The 25954-nt window shown below is 51.7% G+C and carries 30 protein-coding genes and 1 pseudogene; 24 read left to right on the top strand and 7 right to left on the bottom strand.

Features of this window, described 5'->3' with window-relative positions; all coding sequences use genetic code 11:
* Positions 1 to 9: 9 nt before the first annotated feature.
* A complete protein-coding gene (gene arfA, locus BLR64_RS23195) occupies positions 10 to 1521 on the bottom strand; it encodes an arabinosylfuranosidase ArfA (protein WP_090718100.1) in 1512 nt (503 codons plus the stop codon).
* Positions 1522 to 1667: 146 nt separating this feature from the next.
* Between arfA and BLR64_RS23190 the strand changes: the two genes are divergently transcribed.
* The 7 genes from BLR64_RS23190 to BLR64_RS23165 all read left to right on the top strand — a co-directional run bounded on the left by BLR64_RS23190 (position 1668) and on the right by BLR64_RS23165 (position 5815).
* Positions 1668 to 2570 carry an ArsR/SmtB family transcription factor gene (locus tag BLR64_RS23190; protein WP_090718097.1) on the top strand — a complete coding sequence of 301 codons (903 nt, stop codon included), beginning with the start codon at positions 1668 to 1670 and terminating at the stop codon, positions 2568 to 2570.
* A gap of 111 nt (positions 2571 to 2681) precedes the next feature.
* On the top strand, positions 2682 to 2855 hold the full coding sequence (locus BLR64_RS30415; RefSeq protein WP_167347609.1) for a hypothetical protein: 174 nt from the start codon (positions 2682 to 2684) through the stop codon (positions 2853 to 2855).
* Between the two features lie 188 nt (positions 2856 to 3043).
* Entirely contained in the window at positions 3044 to 3229 is a 186-nt protein-coding gene (locus tag BLR64_RS23185; RefSeq protein ID WP_090718095.1) for a hypothetical protein, read from the top strand.
* Positions 3230 to 3428: 199 nt separating this feature from the next.
* Positions 3429 to 4001, top strand: coding sequence for a putative ABC transporter permease (locus BLR64_RS23180; protein WP_244157829.1), 573 nt, complete (start codon positions 3429 to 3431; stop codon positions 3999 to 4001).
* 183 nt (positions 4002 to 4184) lie between these two features.
* Positions 4185 to 4661, top strand: coding sequence for an NUDIX domain-containing protein (locus BLR64_RS23175; protein WP_090718092.1), 477 nt, complete (start codon positions 4185 to 4187; stop codon positions 4659 to 4661).
* Positions 4662 to 5015: a ribosomal maturation YjgA family protein gene (locus BLR64_RS23170; protein ID WP_244157833.1), complete on the top strand. Its 354-nt coding sequence runs from the start codon at positions 4662 to 4664 to the stop codon at positions 5013 to 5015.
* 5 nt (positions 5016 to 5020) lie between these two features.
* Positions 5021 to 5815, top strand: a complete 795-nt coding sequence (locus BLR64_RS23165) for a lipid II flippase Amj family protein (protein ID WP_090718135.1) — start codon at positions 5021 to 5023, stop codon at positions 5813 to 5815.
* A 31-nt stretch (positions 5816 to 5846) separates the two neighbouring features.
* Here BLR64_RS23165 and BLR64_RS23160 read toward each other — a convergent pair whose 3' ends face one another.
* Positions 5847 to 6629: a hypothetical protein gene (locus tag BLR64_RS23160; protein WP_090718086.1), complete on the bottom strand. Its 783-nt coding sequence runs from the start codon at positions 6627 to 6629 to the stop codon at positions 5847 to 5849.
* Between the two features lie 233 nt (positions 6630 to 6862).
* Between BLR64_RS23160 and BLR64_RS23155 the strand changes: the two genes are divergently transcribed.
* The 5 genes from BLR64_RS23155 to lepB all read left to right on the top strand — a co-directional run bounded on the left by BLR64_RS23155 (position 6863) and on the right by lepB (position 10581).
* Positions 6863 to 7729 (top strand): SDR family oxidoreductase, encoded by an 867-nt coding sequence (locus BLR64_RS23155; protein WP_090718084.1) that lies wholly within the window; start codon positions 6863 to 6865, stop codon positions 7727 to 7729.
* A gap of 38 nt (positions 7730 to 7767) precedes the next feature.
* Positions 7768 to 8445 carry a response regulator transcription factor gene (locus tag BLR64_RS23150; protein ID WP_090718081.1) on the top strand — a complete coding sequence of 226 codons (678 nt, stop codon included), beginning with the start codon at positions 7768 to 7770 and terminating at the stop codon, positions 8443 to 8445.
* A 44-nt stretch (positions 8446 to 8489) separates the two neighbouring features.
* On the top strand, positions 8490 to 9494 hold the full coding sequence (locus tag BLR64_RS23145) for a sensor histidine kinase (protein ID WP_244157828.1): 1005 nt from the start codon (positions 8490 to 8492) through the stop codon (positions 9492 to 9494).
* A 147-nt stretch (positions 9495 to 9641) separates the two neighbouring features.
* Positions 9642 to 10043 carry a DUF4265 domain-containing protein gene (locus tag BLR64_RS23140; protein ID WP_090718077.1) on the top strand — a complete coding sequence of 134 codons (402 nt, stop codon included), beginning with the start codon at positions 9642 to 9644 and terminating at the stop codon, positions 10041 to 10043.
* A gap of 40 nt (positions 10044 to 10083) precedes the next feature.
* Entirely contained in the window at positions 10084 to 10581 is a 498-nt protein-coding gene (gene lepB / locus BLR64_RS23135) for a signal peptidase I (protein WP_090718075.1), read from the top strand.
* 27 nt (positions 10582 to 10608) lie between these two features.
* Here lepB and BLR64_RS23130 read toward each other — a convergent pair whose 3' ends face one another.
* Positions 10609 to 10914, bottom strand: coding sequence for a Dabb family protein (locus BLR64_RS23130; RefSeq protein WP_090718072.1), 306 nt, complete (start codon positions 10912 to 10914; stop codon positions 10609 to 10611).
* 295 nt (positions 10915 to 11209) lie between these two features.
* Here BLR64_RS23130 and BLR64_RS23125 point away from each other — a divergent pair, with 295 nt between their 5' ends.
* From BLR64_RS23125 to BLR64_RS23090, 8 genes and pseudogenes are all read left to right on the top strand, one after another.
* Positions 11210 to 12196 carry an HD-GYP domain-containing protein gene (locus BLR64_RS23125; RefSeq protein WP_244157827.1) on the top strand — a complete coding sequence of 329 codons (987 nt, stop codon included), beginning with the start codon at positions 11210 to 11212 and terminating at the stop codon, positions 12194 to 12196.
* Positions 12197 to 12366: 170 nt separating this feature from the next.
* On the top strand, positions 12367 to 13104 hold the full coding sequence (locus BLR64_RS23120) for a GTP pyrophosphokinase (protein ID WP_090718067.1): 738 nt from the start codon (positions 12367 to 12369) through the stop codon (positions 13102 to 13104).
* A 262-nt stretch (positions 13105 to 13366) separates the two neighbouring features.
* Positions 13367 to 14233, top strand: a complete 867-nt coding sequence (locus BLR64_RS23115; RefSeq protein WP_090718064.1) for an HAD hydrolase family protein — start codon at positions 13367 to 13369, stop codon at positions 14231 to 14233.
* A complete protein-coding gene (locus tag BLR64_RS23110; protein ID WP_090718062.1) occupies positions 14226 to 15860 on the top strand; it encodes a glycoside hydrolase family 9 protein in 1635 nt (544 codons plus the stop codon). Before BLR64_RS23115 ends, BLR64_RS23110 begins: the two co-directional genes overlap by 8 nt.
* Entirely contained in the window at positions 15857 to 16531 is a 675-nt protein-coding gene (locus tag BLR64_RS23105; protein WP_090718058.1) for an HAD family hydrolase, read from the top strand. The genes BLR64_RS23110 and BLR64_RS23105 overlap by 4 nt, the downstream gene beginning before the upstream one ends.
* Before the next feature lie 34 nt (positions 16532 to 16565).
* The gene (locus BLR64_RS23100) at positions 16566 to 17114 is read left to right on the top strand and encodes a YfiT family bacillithiol transferase (protein ID WP_244157826.1); all 549 of its coding nucleotides are present in this window, start codon (positions 16566 to 16568) and stop codon (positions 17112 to 17114) included.
* Positions 17115 to 17291: 177 nt separating this feature from the next.
* A complete protein-coding gene (locus BLR64_RS23095) occupies positions 17292 to 18884 on the top strand; it encodes a sensor domain-containing diguanylate cyclase (RefSeq protein ID WP_090718055.1) in 1593 nt (530 codons plus the stop codon).
* A 139-nt stretch (positions 18885 to 19023) separates the two neighbouring features.
* Positions 19024 to 19551 (top strand): annotated as a pseudogene (locus tag BLR64_RS23090) (cupin domain-containing protein); the annotation flags it as partial.
* A 336-nt stretch (positions 19552 to 19887) separates the two neighbouring features.
* Here the strand turns inward: BLR64_RS23090 and BLR64_RS23085 are convergent.
* Complete coding sequence (locus BLR64_RS23085; protein ID WP_090718050.1) at positions 19888 to 20880, bottom strand: acrylyl-CoA reductase family protein; 993 nt, start codon at positions 20878 to 20880, stop codon at positions 19888 to 19890.
* 135 nt (positions 20881 to 21015) lie between these two features.
* On the opposite strand from BLR64_RS23085, the gene BLR64_RS23080 reads away from it, so the two are divergent.
* The 4 genes from BLR64_RS23080 to BLR64_RS23065 all read left to right on the top strand — a co-directional run bounded on the left by BLR64_RS23080 (position 21016) and on the right by BLR64_RS23065 (position 23298).
* On the top strand, positions 21016 to 21612 hold the full coding sequence (locus BLR64_RS23080) for a TetR/AcrR family transcriptional regulator (RefSeq protein WP_090718047.1): 597 nt from the start codon (positions 21016 to 21018) through the stop codon (positions 21610 to 21612).
* Between the two features lie 132 nt (positions 21613 to 21744).
* Complete coding sequence (locus BLR64_RS23075; RefSeq protein ID WP_090718045.1) at positions 21745 to 22299, top strand: ATP-binding protein; 555 nt, start codon at positions 21745 to 21747, stop codon at positions 22297 to 22299.
* Positions 22296 to 22760, top strand: a complete 465-nt coding sequence (locus BLR64_RS23070) for a hypothetical protein (protein ID WP_090718042.1) — start codon at positions 22296 to 22298, stop codon at positions 22758 to 22760. The genes BLR64_RS23075 and BLR64_RS23070 overlap by 4 nt, the downstream gene beginning before the upstream one ends.
* A 94-nt stretch (positions 22761 to 22854) precedes the next feature.
* Complete coding sequence (locus tag BLR64_RS23065) at positions 22855 to 23298, top strand: GNAT family N-acetyltransferase (protein ID WP_090718039.1); 444 nt, start codon at positions 22855 to 22857, stop codon at positions 23296 to 23298.
* A 71-nt stretch (positions 23299 to 23369) separates the two neighbouring features.
* Here the strand turns inward: BLR64_RS23065 and BLR64_RS23060 are convergent, their stop codons facing one another.
* The 3 genes from BLR64_RS23060 to BLR64_RS23050 all read right to left on the bottom strand — a co-directional run bounded on the left by BLR64_RS23060 (position 23370) and on the right by BLR64_RS23050 (position 25878).
* A complete protein-coding gene (locus BLR64_RS23060) occupies positions 23370 to 24161 on the bottom strand; it encodes an ABC transporter permease (protein ID WP_090718036.1) in 792 nt (263 codons plus the stop codon).
* 9 nt (positions 24162 to 24170) lie between these two features.
* On the bottom strand, positions 24171 to 25001 hold the full coding sequence (locus BLR64_RS23055; protein ID WP_090718033.1) for an ABC transporter permease: 831 nt from the start codon (positions 24999 to 25001) through the stop codon (positions 24171 to 24173).
* Positions 25002 to 25062: 61 nt separating this feature from the next.
* On the bottom strand, positions 25063 to 25878 hold the full coding sequence (locus BLR64_RS23050) for an ABC transporter ATP-binding protein (protein WP_244157825.1): 816 nt from the start codon (positions 25876 to 25878) through the stop codon (positions 25063 to 25065).
* Between the last annotated feature and the right edge of the window lie 76 nt (positions 25879 to 25954).

Here is a 25954-nt window from a genome sequence, read left to right as displayed (position 1 = left end):
ACCCGGCTGCTATTCAGCCTTAACCTTCAGGCGGATTACGTTCCAGGAAGCCTTCGGCAGCACCGCACTGACGCGCCCGTTGTCTGCAGCTGCATTTCCGCGGTCATGCGGCAGTACGTTGCCCGGATTTTGGCGTGTGTTGGCAGCATACAGATCCTCATGCTCAAGCACCGTGTGCTGGATGACAGAGGCTTCGCCGAAGCTGCGCAGATCAACTGAGAATTCCATGCCTTCAGCCAGGTGTCTGTTCACAGCGAACACAGTAACTTCGCCCAGCTCTTCATTGTATACGCTGACTGCTTCAAGGTAAGGGACATCAGTGAAGTCCTTGGAATCATATTTAGGGCTGGTAATGAGCGGGTGAAGGACGGTTCCCCGGCCGAACTGTGAAGCATGCATGTAAGGGTAGAATGTAGTCTGCAGCCACAGCGGGCCGCCGTTCTCAGTCATGATCGGCGCGATGACATTGATCAGCTGGGCGATACACGCCATTTTTACCCGGTCAGCATGCTTGAGGAGACTGATCAGGCAGCAGCCCACCACAAGCGCATCCTCGAGATTGTATACATCCTCAAATTCCGGCGGAGCTACCTGCCAGTACGTTTCAGCCCGGCTGGACCCCTGGGACTTCCATACATTCCATTCATCAAGCGAGAGGTAAATTTTCTTCTTGCTTTTCTTTTTGGCCTTGATATAGTCGCACACAGCAGCTACACTGTCGATGAACTGATCCAGATCCAGCGAGCTGGCCAGGAAATTCGGAGTATCGCCTTCATTGTTATTGTAATAAGTATGCAGCGACAGGAAGTCTACATTATCATAGCTGAGATCAAGCACAGTAGCTTCCCATTCGGCAAAGGTAGCCATGCTTCTGCCTGAGCTGCCGCAGGCAACGAGCTCCAGGTTAGGGTCAACCCAGCGCATAGCCTTGGCCGTTTCATTGGCAAGTCTGCCGTATTCCACCGCTGTTTTCGCACCAATCTGCCACGGGCCGTCCATCTCATTCCCAAGACACCATGTTTTGAAGTTATGGGGGTCCTTAACCCCGTGGGAAATCCGCAGATCACTATAGTAAGATCCGGACGGATGGTTGCAGTACTCCACCAGATTCCGGGCGGCGTCAATGCCGCGTGTGCCCAGATTTACCGCCATCATAACCTCAGAGCCGACCAGCTTCGCCCACTTGGCGAATTCATTGGTGCCGACCTGATTGGTTTCTGTAACCCACCAGGCCAATTCAAGAGAGCGCTTACGCTCTTCCTTGGGTCCGACACCGTCTTCCCAGTTATAGCCGGAGACAAAGTTCCCGCCCGGATAGCGGATAATCGGAACATTCAGCGAACGGATAGCCTGCAGCGCGTCTCCGCGGAAGCCGTCCTCATCGGCAGTCGGGTGTCCGGGTTCATAAATACCGCCGTACACTGCCCGGCCAAGATGTTCAATGAAGGAGCCGTAAACTCTCGGGTCAACCTCACCCAGTCTGAAATCCTTGTCAACGATCATTGTCGATTTTATTGTCATTAGTGCAGCTCCTTTGAGATGGATTAATGATTTTGTTAATTAATTAATCTTAATATGATTACATAATACGAATTATACGTTAAAATAGGCAATATAAATCTTTAGGATTAATATAATTACTAATCCAACAGGGGTGGAGGATAAGGATGTACTTAACTACTGATTCAGAATCGCTAAAAGTGTATGAAGCGCTGGCCAGTGAGGTCAGGCTGCGGATTATTGATCTTCTGGGTACGGAAGAGATGCATATTAAAGAGCTGGCCGAGAGGCTGTATCTCAGCAGCGCTATCGTCAGCTCACATGTCACCAAGCTGCAGAAGGCCGGAATTGTCAGCTCGCAGATGAAACGGATCGACGGCGGAACCTATAAATACTGCTCCCTGTCAGCTAATTTTCTGCAGATCAAATTGTCGGGGGCGAAGGGGATTGCCCGTAAAGTAGTTGAGGTATCCGTTCCGGTGGGGCACTATACAGATTTACAGGCCTCCCCGACCTGCGGAATTGCCACAACCGACAAGCTGATCGGATACTATGATGATCCCCGTTATTTTCTTGATCCCGAGCGGGTCGATGCGGGCATTCTGTGGTTTGCTAAAGGTTATGCCGAATATAAAGTGCCTAATTACCTGTTTATGGACCAGAAGGTGCAGGAAATTGAAATATCTCTGGAGCTGGGTTCAGAAGCGCCGAATGTTAATGAGAAATGGCCTTCGGAGATTCTGTTTGCACTGAACGGGCATGATCTGGGGAAATGGACAAGTCCCGGCGACTTCGGGGTGATGCGTGGACGTCTTACTCCTTCCTGGTGGAATTCCGATGTGAACCAGTACGGGCTGCTGAAGGTGCTGCGGGTGAACCGCAGAGGAACCTATATAGACGGGCAGCAGATTTCATCGGTAACCCTGGATGAGGTGTGCTGGCAAAAGGACCAGTGGACGTTCAGGCTGACGGCAGAAGACTCAACCCGAAGGCGGGGCGGGCTGACGCTGTATGGACGGGGGTTCGGAAATTACGAGCAGGATATTGTGTTCAGGGTTTATTACGAATAAAGTGAAGCGGTGTGTGAACCTCCTTACTCAGAATTAATGTTTGCAAATCAGTCTTACGGGTAACTATAACTAAGTGAACAAAAAAACTGTTAAGCCTGAGGAGGAATTCACATGACGGATCACATTCAGAACGAAGCGGATCTCCGCAATAAAGAAAATAAAGACGGTGACTCACTTGCAGAGCGCAAGAAGATGGAGAACGGCGTGGACATTGAGCCGGAGGCTGACGACTGGGTAGCCAAACCAGCGGAATCCGCCCATCCGGACCCGCTTCCCAAAAACTAAAGATATACACTCAAGACAGGCTGTCCTATATGGGCAGCCTGTTTCTGTGTATACTGCACATGGTGTATTGAGTATTCCCTGGTGCCTGTTGTATACTCAGGTCAAGTACAGCCACTAGTCTTCATCATTCAGGACAGCAGCGCAGATTTCCCGGGACTCAGGCAATTGAACTTGAGGGAGGTAAAGAAATGCGTAGTCGTAACGATAACGGCAGGTACAGGCAAAAGCGGGGAGAGGCCCTCGCTGGCCATTTCGAGAAAAAGTACGGCTCGGACTTTGGCGTGCGCAGTGAAGTTTCGCTGGAGGCCCTGAGAAAACAGCATGACAGTCCTTTAACGGTACAGCTTGCAAAGGAACAGCAGCAGAAGGAGTGAACCCTACAGTGTCCAGTTTTCAGACAAAGTTAAGGATGACAAGGAGATGTCCCATGTAGCCGTGATTAAAAGGCTGCGGGGGCATCTTTTTTGTCAGCACTAATATATAAGTCTCCCGTATAAGATGAAAAGAGCATTGGCATACTACCTCCCGGAACCATCTGTATAAACTAATCTTACAGTGAGGGAGGCAGCGCCTGTGAATCTTTTTCCGCTGTTGTCGCCTGGCAGCGATTCTGCTTTTGCGGCGGCAGGCCAGTATTTCTTTTACTTTGCAGTCTACTCCTTTTTGGGCTGGGTCCTGGAAGGGACATATAATCTCTACAGCCGGGGAAGCTTCCGCAAAGAGGGGTTTCTCAAGGGGCCGGTTAAACCGATGTACGGCTTTGCTCCACTGCTGCTGCTGTCGTTTCAAAGGCTGGAGCTGCCGCTTCCCGTGTTCCTGCTGCTGGCGCTTATTATTCCGTCACTGGTGGAATACGCCAGCGGCTGGCTGCTCAAGACCTTTTTCCGCAAGCAATGGTGGGATTATTCGGACATGCCCCGCCAGCTCCACGGTCACATCTGCCTTAAATTCTCTCTGTACTGGTGGGTGCTGTCCGCCGGATGCATCTATGCGCTTCACCCGCTGATCGCGCTGCTGTACCCTTTAATGGAGCCTGTGTGGTTACCTGCTCTGCCGCTGGTTGCTGTGATGTTCCTGGCCGATATGCTCTGGACCTTCCGCATACGCCGGCGCAGCCTGACTGAACTGGAGCATGGTGAAGGCTAATAACTAATCTCATAAGGACATGTTAAAATAAAGGATCTTTCTTTGACCGTACGGCCAAGGAAGGTCCTTATTTGGCATGCCTGCAAGGAACCGGGGTATGGGATGTCTAATATAGATAGAGGGTGCTGTACTTCCTGAACCGTTATTATCATACATTAGTACAAAATAGAGAGGGGCGTTATCATGCCGATATCTGATTATTACCGTGAGCTGCGCAGCCAGATAGGTACAAGCCTGCTCATGATGCCGTCTGTAGCTGCAGTCATTCGTAATGACGCCCATGAGATTCTCTTTGTCCGCAAAAGCGGAGAACAGCTGTGGGGTCTGCCGGCCGGTGCGGTTGAGCCCGGGGAGACTCCGTCCAGGGCAGTGCGCCGCGAGGTGTTCGAGGAGACTGGGCTAATGGTGACCCCGTTAAGAGTCAGCGGCGTATTCGGCGGGGCAAAATATGCCTACGAGTACAGTAATGGTGACCGTGTCGAATACTCTGTTACTGTATTCGAGTGTACTATCGTCAAGGGTACACCAAGAAATATGGACGGAGAGTGTGAGGAGCTCAGGTTCTTCAGCGAAGAAGAGCTGCCGCAGATTGCCATTCCTTATCCGCCTGAGCTGTTCCGGAGACCGTCAGGCGAAGCTCAGCCGGCAATATTCGAGTAGATTCTTGTTGAGTATCTGCCTGAATTTGCCGCAGTCCATCTGGGAGACGCTTTATGGGCGGCAATGGTCTATTTCGGATTCCGCCTGCTGCTCAGCCGGCGTTCGGTGGCAGTTGCGCTGGGGCTGAGCATGCTGTTCAGCTTCAGCATCGAGTTCAGCCAGCTGTACCAGGCAGCATGGATTAACGAAGTACGGGCTACACTGGCGGGCGGGCTGATTCTGGGCAGAGGGTTCCTCTGGATCGACCTGCTGCGCTATACAGCAGGAATCTGCGGAGCCTGTATACTGGACCGTCTCTGCCTGAACAGAGCTTCACCCGTGATAAATAAGCTTGATGGAGATGAGATTCCCTAATGACCATGACCAACAGCTTAATCGTCGTATGCCTGCTGACTCTGATCATCAATACCGCAGAAACGTTATCCTATTCGGTCCGTTTTGCCGGTGTGAAGCTGAACAAGATTGCGATTGCCTTATCCCTGACCGGTATTATCGTGCTGATCTCAAGAACAGCCAATATGATTCAGGCTCCGCTGACGGCCAAATTTGTGGACTACTCCAACAATGAAGATCCTAGCTTTCCGCTCGGCAATTATCTGCGGATTATTATGCTCGCTTCCACCCTGGGTACTCTGATTGCAATTGCGCTGTTCCCGACCTTTGTCGGCCTGTTCAGCAGGGTGATTTCCAGGCTGGAGGTAGAGGGCTCCATTCCCAAGCTGCTCAGCAGCGTGACGGTGGAGCAGCTCAAGAACACCCGCAAGTATTTTAAACGCCCCGGCCTGCAGCTGCCCAGCTTCCGGTATCTCGGCATCCCCAAGCGGTTCATTATCATGAACATTTTCGTCACGGGATTCTATACTGTCGGTGTATTATCTTCCCTGTATGCGGGCCATCTGTCTCCCCAGCTGCTTGCCACCGCGTCCAACGCTTCAGGGCTGATCAACGGTCTGGCTACGATTCTGCTGACCATCTTTATTGATCCGCAGCTGGGGATTATCACCCATAAGGCAACAGAGAGCGTGGAGTACCGTGACCAGCTCGGTAAAATCTATGTTCTGCTCATGTTCTCCAGAGTTCTCGGAACATTGCTCGGCCAGCTTGTATTTGAGCCGGCAGCCTATTTCATCAGCTGGATGGTGCAGCTGATCTGACAAAGCCCGCAGGCTTCACCCGCAGAGATTTTCATTCCGGAAGCCTGGATTCGGCAAGCCGGAGGGCCGCAGTAATCTTCTGCTCAAGTACATAGACCTGCTGCAGATAAGTACGGATTTCCGTCATCCGGGCACAGGAATGCTTCATTCCGGCTGCAGCAGTAACGGCGTCTCCGGCCTTTACAGCAGCCTTATATTGTTTGTCTGCTTCTGACCGGAGAGCCTGAGCTTCGCTGATCTGCTTGTTCCCGGCAGTGATTTGCTTTCTGATGCCGGATACAGGCGATAAGGCATCCTTGGCCGGCTTGTTCTTCGCAGCAGCGGCACTTGTAGCTTCGGTGAGTGCCGTATTCTTCGTCTTAATCTCAACCCGAGCTGCAGTCGCAGCAGCCTTCAATTTATTGCGCTTCAGATCGAATGCAGCAGCGCTCTTGAGATTGCCCGCTTTGCGTGCTGCTGCAGCCTGTTTACCCAAGGAAGCATACTGCTCCAGCAGTACAGCATGCTTCTTCCTGGCGGCATCAGCCTCTGACTTGAGCCGGCTCAGCAGACTCTTGTCGGTTGACTGAAGCCTTGCATTAACGGCAGCGAGATCGGCTGTGTTCTGCTTGCGCAGCTCCTGATTGCGCTTGCTCTCAGCCTTGACAGATGCCTGCAGGCTGATGTAGCTGCTGTACAGGTCATTAATCTGGTCAAGCGCCTCATCCCAGTCTGAGGCTGCGGCAGCCCGTGGAGTATTCCCGGACAAGACCGCCAGAATGAGCAGCAGGACGGTGAGGCTGCGGATTCTGCTTGTGATTGAAGGACTGTTCATTTAGATCATCTCCATTTCTGCATGTTATCAGCGAACGCCAAAAAGCACCCCTAAGAAAGGCATAAATGCCTGTCCTGCGAGGTGCTTCGCCCGCTCAACATGTATAATTTATACACACTATAGCTTGAATTTATTGGGAAGTCAAGAAATAAAAGAACGCCAGTTCGCCATTGCACGAATATAGAATTTACAATATAGAATTGAAGTGATCAGTCACTGCACAGGAGGCCTATATGAATCAAATACAGCAAGAAGCCCGTGATCAGATCGCGCTGATTACGGGAACCTCCAGCGGCTTCGGACTGCTGACGGCAGTCAGGCTGGCTGGCCTAGGGTATCAGGTGGTTGCGTGTATGCGCGATCTGCAGCGCAAGGACGAGCTGCTCCGCCAGGCGGATGCGGCCGGTGTAACGAAGAGAATTCATCTGGTGACGATGGATGTTACGCGCTCAGACTCCATTGAAGCAGCCGTGTCCACGGTTACCGGGCGTTTCGGAGCCATTGATGTGCTGGTGAATAATGCAGGCTTCGCTGTTGGCGGCTTCACGGAAGAGGTAAGCATGGAGGAATGGCGGCGCCAGATGGATACGAATTTTTTCGGTCTGGTGGAGCTTACCAAGGCGGTTTTGCCTGTTATGCGCGGACAGCGTGAAGGCTGCATTATCAATATCAGCAGTGTGAGCGGCCTGTTCGGCTTTCCCGGCTATGCGCCGTATGCCGCTTCCAAGTTTGCAGTGGAGGGCTTCAGCGAAAGCCTGCGCCAGGAGCTGCTGCCTTTCGGAATCAGGGTCATTCTGGTCGAACCCGGCTCCTTTCGCACTCCGATCTGGGGCAAAGGGATGGAGAGCATCCGCACCAGTGATGCTTCTCCTTACAAAAAGCAGCTGGAGCAGGTGCTGAGCTACTCCCGGAGAACTGCAGAAACTGCGCCGGATCCCGCACAGGTAGCAGAACTGATAGGAAGGCTTGTCCGGAAGCGTTCTCCCAAGCTGCGCTATCCGGTCGGCAAGGGTATTCACAGCCTGATTATCGGCAAAATCCTGCTTCCCTGGAAAATACTCGAACGCTTCATTGCCAAATCCCTGGCGGGGATGAAATAGGCGTTGAACATCTCCCCATATAGAGAGAAGGTTATGACTTGAAAAGAAATATTTTATACATTGAAGATAACGAGAAGATTGGCGGCTGGGTAAAGGAAGAATTGGAGCAGCGGGGATTTTCAGTCCAGTGGCTGCTTTCCGGCGAAGGCGCTGAACAAGAGGTAAAGCAGCATGAAATTGTTATTTTGGACATTATGCTGCCCGGTTTGGACGGATTTACTGTGGGCAGACGCTTGAAAAAGGCGGCTCCTGCCGTTCCTGTCCTGCTGTTAACTGCCCGGACATCAATAGACGATAAGGTAGAGGGTCTACAATTTGCGGATGACTATTTAACGAAACCGTTCCATACGGATGAACTGGTTGCAAGATTAGAAGTATTATTGCGCCGCAGCGGCGGACCGCATTCAGGACGGATTTTATTAGGTGAACATATTGAAGTTGATCCGCAGCTCCAGCTGATTTTTGACAAACGCAACGGTGAAGAGATTATTTTGACCGGGAAGCAGCATCAGATTTTAATGTATTTTTTACGCCACCCTAATCAAGTGTTGCCAAAAGAACAAATCTATGAAGCCGTTTGGGAAGAAGCTTATATAACGGGTGATAAAACGCTGATGGTACACATCCGCAGACTGCGTCAAAAGCTGGAACGTAATCCGGATTCACCGGAGATTATTGAAACGCTGAAGGGAATTGGCTACCGGGTGAAGCTATGAAACAGGGCAGATCGTTATTCCGCCGTTATCTGAAGGTCCATTTTATGTTTATCTTTTTACCTCCCATGGTGCTTATTATTCTATCTGCCTTTGTCGGGGTTTCTGTCAATGAAGTAACGCTGAATACGCTAAATCAATTTTACGCGGTACTGTTTGTGTTTGGTTTTATTATTGTTGCGTTTGTTCTGATCTCCTGGCTGTTTTTCCTGAAGCTCCGCAAACGTCTTACCGGCTTGCAGGAAGCCATGGCATTCTCAGCTGAACACAGCTCGTTCCCGCAGCCCGTACCGGTTCAAAGTGACCGTATGGACGAAATAGATCAGTTAGGCCGCTCTTTTAACTGGATGATTCGGCAGCTGGAGGACAGCCGCGCGAGGGAGCATGAGGAGGAATGGTTACGCCACCGGCTTATTGCTAATTTATCACATGATTTGCGGACACCCCTGACCATATTGAGAGGACATGTTACCAGATTAAATAGAGAATCAATCAGTTCAGAAGGACAAAGCTCGTTAGCAGAGATGGACCATACGATTACAAGAGCCGGAGAGCTGATGGACGATTTGTTTGCCTATACCCTGCTTACTTCAGGGAAACATCCTTTTGAGCCTGCTTCAACCGATATTACACGATTGGTAAGAGCATCTGTTGCTGCCTGGTACGCTGTGTTTGAAGAACAGGACATTCAGATTGATGCTGATTTACCGGCTGAGAAGACTTTTTATTGGGAAGCAGACCCTAAATGGCTGACCCGGGTGCTGGATAATTTGTTTCAGAATATTATTCGGCATGCGGCAGACGGGAAATATGTATACATCGCAGTGGATATAGAAAAAGAAATAATCCTTGTTGCGGACAAGGGACCTGGTATGGAGAACTCATCTTATGAGCGCGGGGCAGGGATCGGTTTATCTGCTGTACGTTTTATGCTGGAAAAAATGAAGCTTGTGGCCGGCTTTTCCTCTGATGAAAACGGCACAAGTGTAACGATTGGCAAAGCTTTACCTAAAAGTAACCCGGAATTAAACGGGCGGATACCCGGGATGTAACCTTGCTTCTTTATAATAAGCATAACCGGAAGGAGGTGTTATGAAAGCAGCCCGCAGGCAGCGTTCTGTTGATCACGCTCATTGCCAAACTATGAAAGTTTGAATACAATGAAGGTTCACGGATTTTGTTAAGAATTGAGGTGTACGATGCCGGATACAGTAGGGCTGCATATCTGTTTTGACGAGTCGGGGCGTGAGATAGAAGTGCTTGATGTGACTCCAGTAGCGCATGATAAATACAGGATTGAAGAGACGCCGATTTTTAACCCGGGCATTGCGCTCGGAGATATTATCCGGGTCAAGGAGAAGCAGGGGATCTCCTACTATGTGGAGACTGTGCAAAAGTCAGCTTATATCCGGTATGCCTGGCTGCTCAGCAAGGAAGCGGCGGCTTCAAGAGAGATTTCAGCGCTGAAGCAGGCGGTCAAGGAAAATGGCGGGCGTTATGAACAAATTTTTGGAGGCTTTCTCGTCATACATATCCAGAAGGGCACTGCAGTTGATGTCGAGGCTGAAATGTCACGGATATTAGCTAAGTTTGAACTCTAATTTTAACTTTATACCTAAATCGGACAAGCGGAGGGCCAGTATGAAAAAATTTCTGAAGCAGTGGCTGCCCAGTATCGCGCTGGGTGTAATCCTGTCCTTATTTATCCGGTCGTATGTTGCTGAGGCGATGAGAGTCCCGACGGATTCAATGGTCCCGACAATTGAGGTGAATGACAGGCTGTTTGTGGAAAAGCTGCTCTGGCTAACCACGCTGGAGCATGGGGATATCGTCGTGTTCTATCCGCCTGTACCGGGCGAGGAAGAGAAGCGTTATGTAAAACGGCTGATCGGACTGCCGGGAGATACGATTGAAATCAAAGAGGGAGTGCTATACCGTAACGGGAGCAAGGTCGATGAGCCTTATCTGAAGGAAAGCATGACCTATACCTTTGGGCCGGTTACTGTGCCGGATGAGCATTATTTCTTCCTTGGCGACAACAGGAACGTCAGCTATGATGCTCATTTGTGGCCGACTCCGTTTGTAGCCAAGGAACAGCTGGTCGGCAAGGTGCTTGCCGATGTGAACGATATCTTTTAGAGACGCTGCCTGCCGGTCTGCCCGGGATCAGGCTTGTACAGGATAATCCACTACAACAACACTTTCAACAATCCCCTCAAGCATGGCTACAAATTGCTGGTGGGCCGGATGCGGCCCGTATGCACGCAGGGCTTCCTGATCTGTAAAGGTCACGCGGAGCCCCAGCGTATAGCCATGGATATTCTCCGTCTCCTCGGTTACATTCACGCCTGCCGTTAAAGCGGTAATTCCCGGAATCTGATCCTTCAGACCCAGAAGCGCCTGTACCAGTTGCTGCCCCTGCTCGGGGTTAAAGCTGCTGCCAAACTTAAATACAACCAAATGCTCGAACATAATGACCCTCCTCAACTGAAAGAACTGGAATTGATTATACTATTTATTACTGCAATAAAGAAAGTAATGAGAGGAAAATTCGCTTAACAACATTATAACGACTCCAGATTAAGGCGCGGCTAAAGTAGGGTTACATTAGAACTAGGCCGGACAAATGAATGTGACTTTAACCATATTGTTACCAGGAGGGCATTTGGCTATGATCAAAGAAGATAAGGTTTAATTATTTGCAATTTTAAAGGAGTGCTGCAACTTGAAGGTTCATGTCACAGATCTTAAACCAGGTGACCGCCTCATGACTGACACTTTCAATCGTGTAGGCTTGCATATACTGCCGGGCGGGACTGCCGTCACACGTGAAGAAATTTCCCTGCTGATCAGACACAGGGTCGATTACGTGTCGATTCAGGTCCGTGAACTGTACGGAAGCGATGAGGAGCCTGGCCATGGGCTGCATAGTGAATTCGACCAGGTCATTATGAACTATGAGGCGACTTTTCTGGAGGCGTTATCCCAGGGATGCTTCACCCCGGCTCTGGTGGATTCTACGCTGCAGCCGCTGCTGGAGACTCTGGATAAGCAAAAGGATGTAGTCTCTCTGCTGCTCCTGCTTGACCGCGAAGATATTGATACATACCAGCACTCGCTTCAGGTGGGCCTGCTGTCTTACTATATTGCCAAATGGCTGGGGCACTCCAAAGAGGAGTGTTACCGGATTAGCCGTGCCGGCTATCTGCATGATATCGGCAAGAGCCAGGTATCCTTGTCCATCCTGAACAATCCCGGTCTGCTGACGGCTGAGGAAATCGAAGAACTGAAACGCCATACCGCCTACGGCTACGATATCATCCGCAGCTCGATGCAGGATGAAGCCACAGCGCTGGTTGCGCTGCAGCATCATGACTATGAGAGCAACCCCGCTCCTTCTGCAGGTAACCTAAAGAACGAGCTGCATCCGTACACGGAAATTGTTACAGTCGCCGATATTTATATGAAGCTGACCACCTCCAGACTGAGCCGGCCCAAGCAGGGACTGGTAAGTGTGTTGCGCCAGGTGCATGAATGGGGCTTCGGCAGACTGAACGGCAACGTGGTCCAGGCTTTAACCAGCCATCTCCTGCCGGGCTTTGTAGGAAAGACTGTGCAGCTCAGTGACGGGGAGACCGGGACTATTATAATGAACAACGCCCTGGATATTTTTAAGCCGCTGATTAAAGTGAATGAGGGCTACAGGGACTTGTCCCGGGAACGCACCCTGACTGTTGATGAGGTTCTGGTATAAGCCCGGTGCGCCATACAGCTATACTCAAATTAAGTCACCCTTTAGGCCCTGTGCGGGACTTGGGCGGCTTTTTTTACATATAGGACATATTTGAATTCCTCCGGCTGACTGGCTATGATTAATAGAGAAACTGCCAATCCTACTTGGCAGCAGAAAGAGGAGAAATGAAGATGAACGCTGGCAACCAGATTGAGAATTTTAAGCAGATCAAGTATGAGCTGACCCGGTTTATGATGATTTACAAGTTTGCCCTGGAGGAAATTGAGACCAAGATAGAAATCCTGAAGCAGGAATTCCAGATGCTCCATGACTATAGCCCGATCGAACATACCAAATCCCGCATCAAATCCCCGGAGAGCATCATGAACAAAATGCTGCGCAAAAACAAACCGTTCTCTCTGGATGCAGTAAGATCAAGCATCAAGGACATTGCGGGCCTCCGGATCACGTGTTCATTTATTTCGGATATTTATCAGGTCAGCGAGATGCTGCAGAAGCAGGATGATCTGAAAGTGCTGCAGGTCAAGGATTATATTAAGAACCCCAAGCCGAACGGTTACCAGAGTCTTCACCTGCTGGTGGAAGTGCCGGTGTTCCTGTCAGACTGTACAGAGCTGGTATGTGTAGAGGTTCAGATCCGTACGATTGCCATGGATTTCTGGGCCAGCCTCGAGCATAAAATTTTCTACAAGTATAGCCAGTCTGTTCCTGAACACCTGACCCGTGAGCTGAAAAATGCAGCCATAAAAGCAAACGAGCTGGATCTGCAGATGGAACGCCTGCACCGCGAGATTCAGGAAATCAAGGATGCCCAGGCGGAGGATGATTCCATCGAGTTCCAGCGGATTATGATTAATAACCAGCAGTTCAACCTGCCGGCCGGTTTTATGAAACTGCTGGGCGAATAATCACAGCGGTAGTCAGCCCCATCGTATAGCATGTTTGTATATGCAGAAGCTGCTATCAAAACGAAGTGAATGCTTCCGAAGCAGTTTTGCGGTGAAATTCCAGTGCAGCAGATGCTATCAAAACTGAGTGAATGCTTCCGAAGCAGTTTTGCGGTGATATTCCAGTGTAGCAGATGCTATCAAAACGAAGTGAATGCTTCCGGAGTAGTTTTGCGGTGATATTCCAGTGCAGCAGATGCTATCAAAACTTTAAGGAGGAAGTATGATAACAGAGGCCTATATTACGGATCTGGACGGAACACTGCTCACCTCGGAACAGAAGCTTACAGATTATACAGTGCAGGTATTTACCGAAGCGCTTGATCAGGGCGCTATAATCAGTTATGCAACGGCCAGAGGATATGTCAGCGCAGCCCGTGCGGTGTCGCAGATACCCTGGAAATATCCGCTGATTCTGTATAACGGGGCGCTGATCTGTGACGGGATCAACGGCAAGGTGATCGACGGATATTGGCTGGACCCTGTTATCTCCGGTGAAATTATTGCTCTCGGACGGGAGCTGGGTGGCATTTCGCCGTTTTATTTCTCACTGGATGAAGCTGACTGTGAACGGGTGCTGCATGAACCGCTGACGAGAAGCGGTGAGGTACAGTTCTTTAACAGCCGGCCCGGGGACAAGCGGTTCCGGGAAGTAAACAAGCTGGAATGTCCTGACGGCTTCAGGACACTGATTATCAGCTATATCGGTTTGCTTGAGGAGCTTCAGCCAATCCGCCAGGCGGTGCAGGAGCGGTTCGGGAATCAGCTGCAGGTCCATTTCATGAAGGACATATACATAGAGGATCATTACTTTCTTGAATTCAGCCATCGCATGGGCAACAAAAGTGAAGGGCTGAAATTGTGGGCACGGCATGTGGGCGTTGAGACAGGCAATATCACTGTATTCGGTGATCATCTTAATGATTTTGGGCTGTTCTCGGCGGCCGGCCGGGGAATAGCTGTGCAGAATGCCCAGCCGGAGCTCAAGGCTCTTGCACATGATGTAATTGCCTCCAACAATGAAGAGGGTGTAGCAGCGTATCTGGAACAGACACTGAAACTAAAAAGGGAGCGTGTATCAGGTGAGTGAACACATTATCCGCGCCATTACAGTGAATCAGATTGGATATCCGGCAAAAGGGAGCAAGACTGCCCTGTTTACGGGCGGTGAGCATCAGTTCCGGGTGCTGGATGCCAAAACCCGTACAGCCGTGTACAGCGGAGTGACATCTGCAGCAGCCTGGGACAAGACCAGCGGTGCCAGTGTGCATACAGGAGATTTTTCTGCAGTTACGGATGCCGGCAGCTATCTCATTGAAGCAGAGGACGGGACCGTTTCTGCTGAGTTTATTATTGAAGAGCGTCCTTATGAGGAGCTGCAGCAAGGATTGTTGAAAGCCTTTTATTTCTACCGCTGCGGTGTGGAGCTGGGCGGAGAGTATGCCGGACCTTGGGGGCACGCAGCCTGCCATCTGGCTGAGGGGTCTGTAATCGGCCAGCCCGGCCTGAAGCTGGACAGCAGCGGAGGCTGGCATGATGCCGGGGATTATGGCAAGTATTCCGGTCCGGGGGCCAAGGCTGTTGCTGACCTGCTGCTTGCTTATGAATGGTATCCGGCAGCATTTACGGATAGCTTCACACTGCCCGAAACCGACGGCAAAACGCCGGATGTGCTGCTGGAATGCAAGGTCGAGCTGGACTGGCTGTTCAAAATGCAGGAGGCCGGCGGCGGTGTGTATCACAAGCTGACCACCGCAAGCTTTCCCGGGCTTGACGTGATGCCGGAGAATGACACGGATGAGCTGTTTTTCTCGCCGGTATCGGCGGCGGCCACCGGAGACTTCGCCGGTGTGATGGCAATGGCTGCAAGAATCTATAAGCCTTGGGATGAGGACTTTGCGGCACGCTGCCTGGCGGCGGCAGAGGTTGCCTGGCAATGGCTGGTGCAGCATCCGGAGGAACCGGGCTTCACCAATCCTCCGGGAATATCGACCGGTGAATACGGTGATGAAGAGGATCATGATGAGCGCTTCTGGGCCGCCGCTGAGCTCTACCGGACAACGGGCCAAGAGATGTACCACGAAGCTGTTCAGGCGCTGGCCCGGCTGCCCTTTCCGAAATTCGCCCTGGGCTGGGCGGATATGGGCGGCTACGGCACACTGGCTTATCTGCTTACCGGCAAGGATCAGACGGATGAAGAAATATACCGGACACTTGAGGAAGGTCTCCTGGCTGAGGCAGACCGGCTGGCCGCGGTCAGCAGGCAAGACGGATACCGCATCTCCTTGCGGGAAGAGGATTACATCTGGGGCAGCAATATGCTGGTGATGAATAATGCGCTGCTGCTGCTGGCAGCAGAGCGCTTCAGCGGTGAGGCATCCTATGCGGAATGTGCACTGGATCATCTGCATTATCTGCTCGGCCGGAATGTACTGGACACCAGCTACGTGACCGGCTACGGTGACCATCCGGTCCGCCATCCGCATCACCGCCCGTCTGTGGGGGACGGGGTGGAGGAGCCGGTTCCGGGGCTTGTGTCCGGCGGGCCGGACCGCGGTCTGCATGATGAATATGTCAGGGAGCATCTTCAGGGCAAGCCTGCTGCGCAGTGCTTTGCCGATCATGACCTCAGCTACTCAACGAATGAGGTTACAATCTACTGGAACTCTCCGGCTGTATTTGTGGCAGCGAGGTTTAATAGCGGTTGGCAGGGATGAGCCGTTATAGCGTAGTCAGCCTGGATATGTTTCAGACGCTGGTTAATATTGAAGGCCGGAGAGAGCATGTGTGGAGACCTATTCTGAATCACGATTACAGTGAAGAACGGGCTTTGGAGCTTGGCAGGCTGCTGCTGCGAAGCTATTATGAAACGGCGGCAGAGGTCAGGGAGAAGGGAAGCTTTTGGACCAGTAAAGAGATATACTCCAGCGGCTTCCGGCAGGTTTTCCGGGAGCATGGGGTGGATTTCGATGACAGGCAGGCTGTAGATATCCTGTTTGCACAGCATCGGCTGTCTGCACTGTATGAGGATACGGAACGGTTTATGGAAAAGGTATGCCGGGAATTTCAGGTTTGCATTGTCAGTGATACAGATACCTTGATGCTTCCGGAATTCTACCGGAACTATCCTGTCACCCTATTTACTTCTGAAAAGTATAAATCCTACAAAAACGACAGCCGCAATCTTATGTTTCATGAGGTCATTACCCATTACGGAGCAGCACCAGAGCAGATTATTCATATCGGAGATACACCGTCAGATGTTTTGGGGGCAGCAAGGGCAGGGATTACTTCATGCTGGATTAACCGGTCCGGAGCGTGCTGGGAGCATACGGTGAAGCCGGATTATACAGTGGCATCGCTGGATGAATGCTATGGGCTCTTATAGCCTGCATCAGCCCCATATCAGAGAGGAGTACAATATGAGTGAATATACAGCGGATGAGCTGGAACATTTGCGTTATCCTATAGGAAGATTTGAGGCGAGAGTTTATCTGAATGCGGGGGAACGAAATCAGGATATTCAGAAGATCGGCGGGCTGGCGGCAGTATTAAAGGATGCAGTGCTTCCGCTTACTCCCGAGCAGTTGAATACTCCCTATCGTGAAGGGGGATGGACTGTAAGGCAAGTCGTTCATCACCTGGCCGACACCGGGATGTATGCCTATCTCCGCTTCAAAAAAGGGCTGACCGAGGAACTGCCTCAGATTCCGTCTTACCGGCAGGATCTGTGGGCTGAGCAAAGCGATTATACAGGTGAACCGGTGGAGTCCTCACTGCAGCTTATAGACAGTCTTAACCGCCGGTTCGTAACCCTGCTGAATTCTTTGCAGGAGGCTGACTTCGAACGGAGCTTTGTGAGCGCCGGTCTTGGAACGCTGAGTCTTGATGCTGCTACTCAAAGATATATCTGGCATAGCAATCACCATACTGCCCAGATTATCTCGCTTATCCAGCGCAGCGGTTGGTGAGTCATACCACAGAGCAGGCTGCCGGCGGCTTCCCGTGGCACCTGCTCTTTGATGTGTCTGCCGCCTCAACAAGTTGCAGTCATCAATAGAACTGGAAAAGAAATCTGGAGGTAATTCTCCATTCCAATCGTATATAATGAAAGCAAATAGGCCCGGCCGAATTGGGGGTTGAGAGAAATGCCCGGACCAGTAAGAGCAGAACCCAGACCCAGAAAGAAACTCAGCCTCACGCTGCTGCTCATGGCACTGGTGACTTTGGTGTTCCTGTTAACCACAACCATTCTGCTGATTGGTTCCTACCAGTCCAAAAAGAAATCTCTTATAGAGACAACGCTTAATCTGAATTACACCAATGCGGAAAGAATGAGCAAGACGGTTGACTCGCTGTTTCTTTCGATGCGCAGCAGCCTGATCTTCAGTGCGGACCAGATTGCTAATCTGGGAGCCGTACCGCCGGCTAATATAGATGCTTATCTTGAGCTTACGCGCAACAGCAGCAACTACTTTAACTCGATAGTTCTGATGGATTCGGGCGGTAAAGTTTTGAATAATTCACCTTCAGATCTGGGGATGGCAGGCAGACACCTTTCTTCACAAACGATAAATGAAATGCTCCGATTAAAAAATTCTTATCTTTCGGCTCCCTTTATTGCCCCGTCAACCGGCAGAATGCTGTTCTTAATGAGTGAGCCGCTCTATAACAAAGACAGATATTATCAGGGGCAGCTGGTCGGCACGGTTTATCTTCAGGATTACAATATTCTCAACATGATCTTCGGAAACAATGAGATAGATGAGTCGGGGTCTTATTACTATATTGTCAGCAGGGAAGGACGTTTACTTTACCACCCGGATATCAGCAGACTGAATGATGATGTGACCAGCAACAGGGTTGTCGCGCAGTTAATGCAAGGTAAGAGCGGCAGTATGCAGGCGGTAAATACACAAGGTGTATCCATGCTTGCCGGTTATTCGGCCGTTCCCTCCAATGGCTGGGGCGTTGTCGTTGTCTCACCTGCAGCTGGTATCCAGCAGCAGCTGCAGGTGCATCTGAACAAAATCTTGGCGTACACCCTTATTCCATTCGCAGTTTTATTGTTCTGTGTATTTGTCCTTGCACACCAGCTGGCCAAACCGTTCGTAGTTCTTGCAGACCTGGTCAACAAAATCGGCAGAGAAAAGGTCGAACTGCCCGAGCTGAAGCCGCATTGGAACCGTGAGGTTGATCTGCTTACAACAGCGGTGTTGCTGGCCTGGAAGGATATTCAGAAGCAGACAGACCAGCTGACCCAGGAAGCGAGGACCGATCTGCTGACCGGCCTGACGAACCGCAGGGCGCTGGATAACAGCATCAGCCAGTGGATTGCCGCAAGGGTGCCGTTTTCGGTCATTGTGCTTGATGTGGATAAATTCAAATTTGTGAATGATACGTACGGCCATCTGGCCGGAGATGAGGTGCTGCGGCGGGTTGCAGATATTCTCGTGTCCAACATCCGGCCCGGCGATGTCTGTGCCCGTTACGGCGGTGAGGAGTTTGTACTGCTGCTTCCACGGACCAAGGCGGAGAATGCTTACATTGTGGCGGAACGGATCCGTAAGACGCTGGAGTTGACGGAGGTTCCTCTTCCGATGAAGGTTACCTCCTCCCAGGGCATTGCCCATTATCCTACGCATGGAAAAACCCGGGAGGAGCTGCTGGGAAGGGCGGATGAGGCATTGTATACGGCTAAGCATACCGGAAGGAACCGGACGGTTATATATGGTGAATAAGGCAGAGGAGCATCTTTTCCAAGAAAAGATGCTTTTTTTGTTGCGCGGAGAAGCAAAGAAATCGTCACCTGGGCGTAGGCAGATACATATTCTACCCCAGAACGATAAAAATTGGGCTTCAAAGAAAGGAAGGCATTTCATGACTTCATACATGGATTATACATCCCCGGCTACACAATTCTCGGCAGATCTGAACTGCAATACGCTCTTTAAAAAGGATGACTGCAATTATATCAATGTGCTCGGGATCAAACAGCTGAACACGCTGGAAAATACCTCATTGCTTGATATTTTTCTCAGCAAATCCAATGTGGTTGAGCCGCATTACCATCAGAATGCCGCTGAGCTGGTATATTGTATCTCCGGTTCAGCAGTGGTTTCGCTGATCAACCCGTTCACTAATGAGCTGCTGCACTTCCCGATTACCCCCGGCCAGGTGGCCAATGTACCGCAGGGCTGGTGGCATTATGAGGTAGCGACAGTGGATTGCACACATCTGCTGGCGATTTTTGACGCGCCTACACCTGAGGTTATTCTGGGATCGGATATTTTAAGTAAAACACCGGCCAATGTACTGGCTCATACTTACTGCTTGAATGAGGCAATGGTGAAGGAAACGCTGGCTCCGGTGAAGCCTAAAACCTTCATCGGCCCGCCTGCGGACTGTTGTGAACCTGTGAAGGCAGGTGCTGAAAATATGCAGGCTGCCAATATGGCTCCAAATATGGCTCCAATCATGGCTCCTAATATGGCTCCAAACTTGGCTCCAGTTATGGCAGCATCCAACATGCCATATTATATGCCCCAGCCGGCTTCGCAGGGTTTCGGGTATCAGCCGATGAGTGTGCATGCCTACTATGGCCAGCCTTATGTACAGCAGCCTTACCGCCAGCTGCCGTACGCGCAGGGTATTCCGGCTTACCCGAATGCGGGAACAGACAACGAGTGACGGGTGACGGCAGCCGAACAACAGCCCCCGGGTTCTAAGACCCGGGGGCAACTGCTAGGACAGGCGGACAAGCACCCGGCCTCTTGTATTGGATTTAAGGATATCTTCCAGAGCAGCGGGAAGTTCAGCTAATGTGATCTCCCGGTCTACCAGCACATCCAGATTGTCCGGCTTCAGATCATTTGCCATCCGTGCCCAGATGAGCTGACGCTTGCCGGCAGGGCAGGAGACTGAATCAATGCCCAGCAGGCTTACCCCGCGCAGGATAAAGGGCATTACCGTTGTCGGAACTGCGGTTCCTGCGGTTAATCCGCTGGCCGCTACCGCTCCGCCGTAGGCGATCTTGCTTAGCACGGCTGCAAGCGGACTTCCGCCGACGGAATCCACCGCAGCCTGCCAGAGCTGTTTGTCCAGCGGCTTCACGGCCGCGCCGCCAACCTCCTCACGGGAGATAACTTCCGCTGCGCCTAATTGCTGCAGATATCCGGCTTCGTCGGTTCTGCCGGTGCTGGCTGTCACTTCGTAGCCCAGCTTGGCCAGCATGGCGACTGCCGTGCCGCCAACGCCGCCGGTTGCACCGGTTACCAGCACCTTGCCTTTATCCGGGGCGGCTCCGTGATCCTCAAGCGCCTGAATCGATAGTGCCGCAGTGAGGCCGGCTGTCCCGTATATCATCGCTTCCCGCAGGCTGAGCCCTTCAGGCAGCGGAATCACCCATTCAGCCGGAATACAGGCAAATTCACTGAATCCGCCATAGTGGGACACGCCAATGCCGTAGCTGGTGGCAATAACCGGCTGTCCAGGCTGAAAGCGGCTGTCCTCCGAGGACACGACGGTTCCGGACAGGTCGATGCCGGGAATGAACGGATAGCTTCGCACGATGTTGCCGTTTGGAATGCTGGCAAGTCCGTCTTTGTAATTTACACTGGAATAAGCGACTTTGATCAAAACCTCACCTTCAGGCAGTTCCTCCCGGGTAATCTGCTTGACCCCCACTGAGAAGGTATCGTTCTTATCTACAACCAAAGCTTGAAATGTTTCAGACATTCTAAATCCGCTCCTATCCGTTAACTGTATGCAGGTCTGTTATACAATATTTATTCTGACTGGTCAACTTTTTTGTTGCTATGATATAATACACATAAGATGTAGCGGACAATCACGCTAAAAAGCGGAGGGCGTATGGTAAAGTACAAGAAATCAGAAGAAAAACGCAAACAGATTCTTTCAGCCGCATTCCGCGCCCTGTCAGAGCACGGTTATGATGCGGTTACCCTGCAGACGATTGCGGATTACGCCGAGGTTAGCAAGGGGGTAGTCCATTATTATTTTGCGAGCAAGGAAGCCGTGCTGGTGGAGCTGCTGGAATGGCTGACCGGCAAAATTTCCTCCAGGGAGCGGGCGGCGGTAGCGGAGCAGCATACGGCGGAAGGCAAGCTTAACGCCTATATTGATTCTGCGTTTGCCGGTCCGGTGCAGAACCGGTCTTTTTACAGGGTGTATCTCGATTTCCTGTCCAGGGCAAGCCGCAGTCCGGTTTACCGGGAAATTAACCAGCGGTTCTATGACAGCTGTGCGGGTATCAGTACAGAGGTGCTGCTGCTGGGGCAGCAGGAGGGAATTTTCAATAAAGAACTGACGCCGGGCAGGGCAGCCCCGCTCATCCGGGCGGTTATCGACGGCTGCCTGATCCAGTGGCTGATGGCTGATCAGGATGAGCTGCATACCTCTTTTAAGGAATCCTGCCACACTGCAATTATGAAGCTGCTGAGCGTGTAGCTAATGGTTACATTTTTGCAGAATTTGCTCACCTGTAGTATGTTAAATTATGGATAGGTATTGCCATTGGCCGTCAGATTAGAGTACTGGCTGCAGCTATATCCTCGGTTGAGAGGTATTCAGGAGGTGCAGATGAAACGCAGAATTCATATCATGGGGGCCTCAGGAGCCGGAACCAGCACACTCGGGCAGGCGCTTGCCGGCCGGCTTCCGCATGTTCATCTGGATAGTGACGATTACTTCTGGGAGCAGAAATTCACGAAGCAGCGTGAACTGACGGAGCGTCTCGGCCGAATCAGGCATGACCTGGAGCAGCGGGAGCCCTGGATTTTATCCGGCGCAGTGTGCGGCTGGGGGGATAGCCTGCGGTCCTATTTTGACCTGGTTATCTTTCTGCGGATTCCCCCGTCAATCAGGCTGGAACGGCTAAAAGTGAGAGAATATAATCGTTACGGGGCGGAGAGTCTGCCTGGCGGGAGCAGGTACGGGGAAGTGCAGGCCTTTCTGGAGTGGGCGAGCCTCTACGACACCGCAGGTCCGGAGGTGCGGAGCCTTAGTCTGCATGAAGCATGGATGCGGGAGCTGGACTGTCCTGTTTTACGGCTGGAGGGGGACATGTCAGTTGAGGAGCGTGTTGAAGCTGTTCTAAGCTACTTATCCTGCGGAAAAAGAGGGCTGAGCCTATGAGAAGGAATGCTTGGGTGCGTATCTTTTTACTGAAGGGGTTTATCATGGTGCTGATGCTCCTGACAGGCTGCAACAGCGGGACACTTCATCATACGTACACTTTTTCCGGTGAGGGTGAGCACTGGTCGGCCATCTACAGTGAGACGGTTACAGAGAAGCCGGTTATTTCAGAAGGAAAAGCAACGTATTACCAGCCTTCAGGGGACTATAACTTTCAACTGGCCTATAAAGGAGAAGCCAAAGATCTTAAAGAGATTAAGCAGTTTACATATGGCTTCGAGGCGCTCGGCCACGGCTCAAGCCAGTCGATGGAGGGCCCGGTAAGAGTTGAGTCTTTGCACATGTACGGCTCAAGTGACAGCTCGCTGAATCGCGGACAGGCGCCCATCAAGGTGAATGTAGAGTGGGACGGACATCAGGAGCAGTTTGAACTGCAGCTGGACGGGGATGAGGCGGAGTGAGGATCGGTCAAACGAATGAACCACCCGCAAAATGGACAGCTTTATGTATATGAGAAATAAACATTTGTCTTCGTAAGGAGAGTTGTACATACCTATGGTAACGATCAAAGAAATTGAGGCGGATTCACTCGCGGAATTAAATGAGCTGTACCGGGAGCTGACGGGTTCGCTGACCGATCCCGGTAAGCTTGCAGAGGCTTTCGCGACCATTAAGGCGGACAGCAGATATATCCTGTTAGGCGCTTATGTGGACGGGGAGCTGCTGGGTTCGATGATGGGGATTGTCTGCCAGGATCTGGTGGGGGACTGCCGTCCGTTCATGGTTATCGAAAATGTCGTTGTCTCAAGCCGCGCCCGCCGTCAGGGTCTGGGCAAGCAGCTGATGGATGCCATTGAAAAGATCGCCCACGAGCGCGATTGCTATTACATCATTCTCGTTTCAGGAGAGAAACGCAAGGAAGCCCATGTCTTCTATGAGAAGATGGGCTACCGGGACGAGAAGGTGGAGGGGTACCGCAAGCATCTGAGCTCGCACTGAGCCGGCAAGCGAAGTGATACTGCCCTCTCATAATTGTAATAAAACAGTGAAGCTGATCACCATCACGGGGGTCAGCTTCCTGTGCTTTTGTAATGCCTTACGCCGATACGCCAGACCAGCAGCGAGAGCCCGAGAAAAGCAGCCCCGGCGGGAAGTGAAAGATAGCCCAGCCATGCGGGATAATCCCAGCCGCATACGGTGGCAGCCGGATAGAAGCTGATGAACAGCATCGGCAGCATAAAGCTGAAGACATTTTTCAGCACCCGCGGCATATACGGCTCCGGACAGCGGGTAACCTGGTAGCTGGCATTGGTCAGCAGGTAAATCCAGTCAAGCCCTTTGATCGTGAAAAAAGCAAGCCCCGAGGTCAGCACGAACACCCCGCAATACATGATGCAGCCGCCCGCGAGCGCCATAAAGAGAATTCCGATTTTGCCGGGAGTCAGCTGTACTCCAAGTTCACTCAAGGCCCAGCCTGCGGCGCAGATTCCTGTGATTGGACGGACGAGCCGGTGCAAGTGGAACCTGGAGGCGGCAACCTGAACGAACAGGGAGCGCGGCCGCAGCAGCAGCCGGTCAAAGTCACCGGAACGCAGCAAATGCCACGGGAAATAGTCAAAGCCCCGGCAAAAGCTCTCCGCCAGACCAAACGAGGCCACTGCCAGCGAGTAAACCAGAATGATATGGGCGACGCTCCATTCTCCGATATTGCCGAAGCGTGTGAACAGCAGGACGGTTGCGATCGGGTCGGAGACCACGACAATCAGCACCTGGATCAGCATCAGCCACCAGCCTTTATACTCCATTCCGGACAGCAGATGCATCCGCAAATACTTGAAATAGATTTTACTCTCGGCAATCATGCTGTGTGCTCAACCTCCTTGGACGATAATATTTTTCAGCTTACGGTTCATGATCAGCCGGCCGGCCGCGATAAAGAGAGTACTCCAGATACACTGCAGTCCAATTGCAGGCAGAGCTGCTGACGGAGGCATACTGCCGATGTAGAGCTGGGCCGGAATGTCGGCGAAGCCGCCGAACGGCTGAAGGTATAGAAAGGTCTGCATGAAGTCTGGCCATAGCCGCAGCGGCAGGTAGGTGCCGGACAGAATTCCGCTCAGCAGCAGAAGCATATGGCTGGGCCCGTCACCCCAGGTAACATTCAGCCGGACCGTTGTCACAAGCATGGCGAATGACGAGCAGAGGACAAAGGCCATAATGACCGAGAGCAGAAAGCAGAGCAGCCCCGCAAAAGACGCAGGAGCGCCCAGCGCATAAGCGGCGGGCATCAGGAGGCCAACCAGGACGGTAGCGACACTGCGGATCCAGGAGGTGCCTAGCTTGCCGGCTGAGCTTTTGACGAACCAGTGGGTGTACAGATTCATCGGCCGGCACAGCTCGATCCCGACGTCACCGTTGTTGATTTTGCCCATAATTTCACCGTCAATACTCATCGTCTGCAGCACAAACAGCCCTTGCGCGATCCACACATAAGAAATCGTCTGCGGCAGGCTCATGCCGTTGTTGTTCCACGAGCCGTGCTCGCTATATGTATAAAAAACAGTGAACAGCACACATTCCAGCAGCGCCCAGAACACGCCGACCACCGTTCCCGAAATGGCCGACACCCGGTACTGCAGGCCTTCAGCCATCCGGATGCGGAAGAGGGAGAGTGAAGCCCGGCAGGTATTTTTAAAATCCATTGCAATTACACACCTCCTGAAATAATATAAATGCCGTCACTCTATCAGGCTGCGCTCCCGGTTATGTCAGTGCCAGATCGTTGTACATAGCGGCGATCATCGCATCGGTATTGACCTTCATCACAACCTCCGGTGCATATTTCTCCTGCAGTCCGGCCAGCTTGCCGTCATAGAGCAGTTTGCCGTGCCCAATCACCATCACCCGCTCACATAGCGCCTCAATATCGTCCATATCATGGGTAGTCAGCAGCATGGTAACTCCCTGCTTGCGGTTTTCTTCCTTTAAAAAATTGCGCAATGCCAGCTTCGATACCGCATCCAGACCGATCGTCGGCTCATCCAGAAACAGAATCTTCGGCCGGTGCAGCAGCGCTGCCACCAGCTCACAGCGCATCCGCTGTCCCAGCGAGAGCTGGCGGACCGGGATTCGTAATAGCGCTTCCACACCGAGAGTTGCCGTTAGCTCGGCCAGCCTGATTTTGTAATCTCCGGGCGGGATTGCATAAATATCCTTCAGTACGTCAAAAGAATCGGCCACCGGCACATCCCACCATAGCTGTGACCGCTGACCGAACACGACACCAATCTTCGACACATGCTCCACACGGTTTTTCCAGGGGATTTTGCCGAGAATGGTGCACTCGCCACTGTCCGGTGTCAGAATGCCGCTCATCACCTTGACGGAAGTGGATTTGCCTGCCCCGTTAGGGCCGATGTATCCCACAAGCTCACCTTCAGCTATATCAAAGCCAATCCCGCCAAGCGCCTCCACCTCCGTCACATTCCGCATAAAAGCTCCCTTCAACAGCCCCCATTTGCCTTCCGGGCGTTTGTACACTTTAAAGCTTTTTTTGATCTCCCTGAGTTTGATTTGCATCCTGTTCGCCTCCTTCGCGCAAAACATCATACCATTATATGGATGAACGAGACAGCGGCGCTTTACACTCTGTACT

Source organism: Paenibacillus typhae, assembly GCF_900099765.1.
In the GTDB taxonomy this organism is placed as follows: Bacteria; Bacillota; Bacilli; order Paenibacillales; family Paenibacillaceae; genus Paenibacillus_AQ; species Paenibacillus_AQ typhae.
This window is presented reverse-complemented; position numbering and strand designations above follow the sequence as displayed.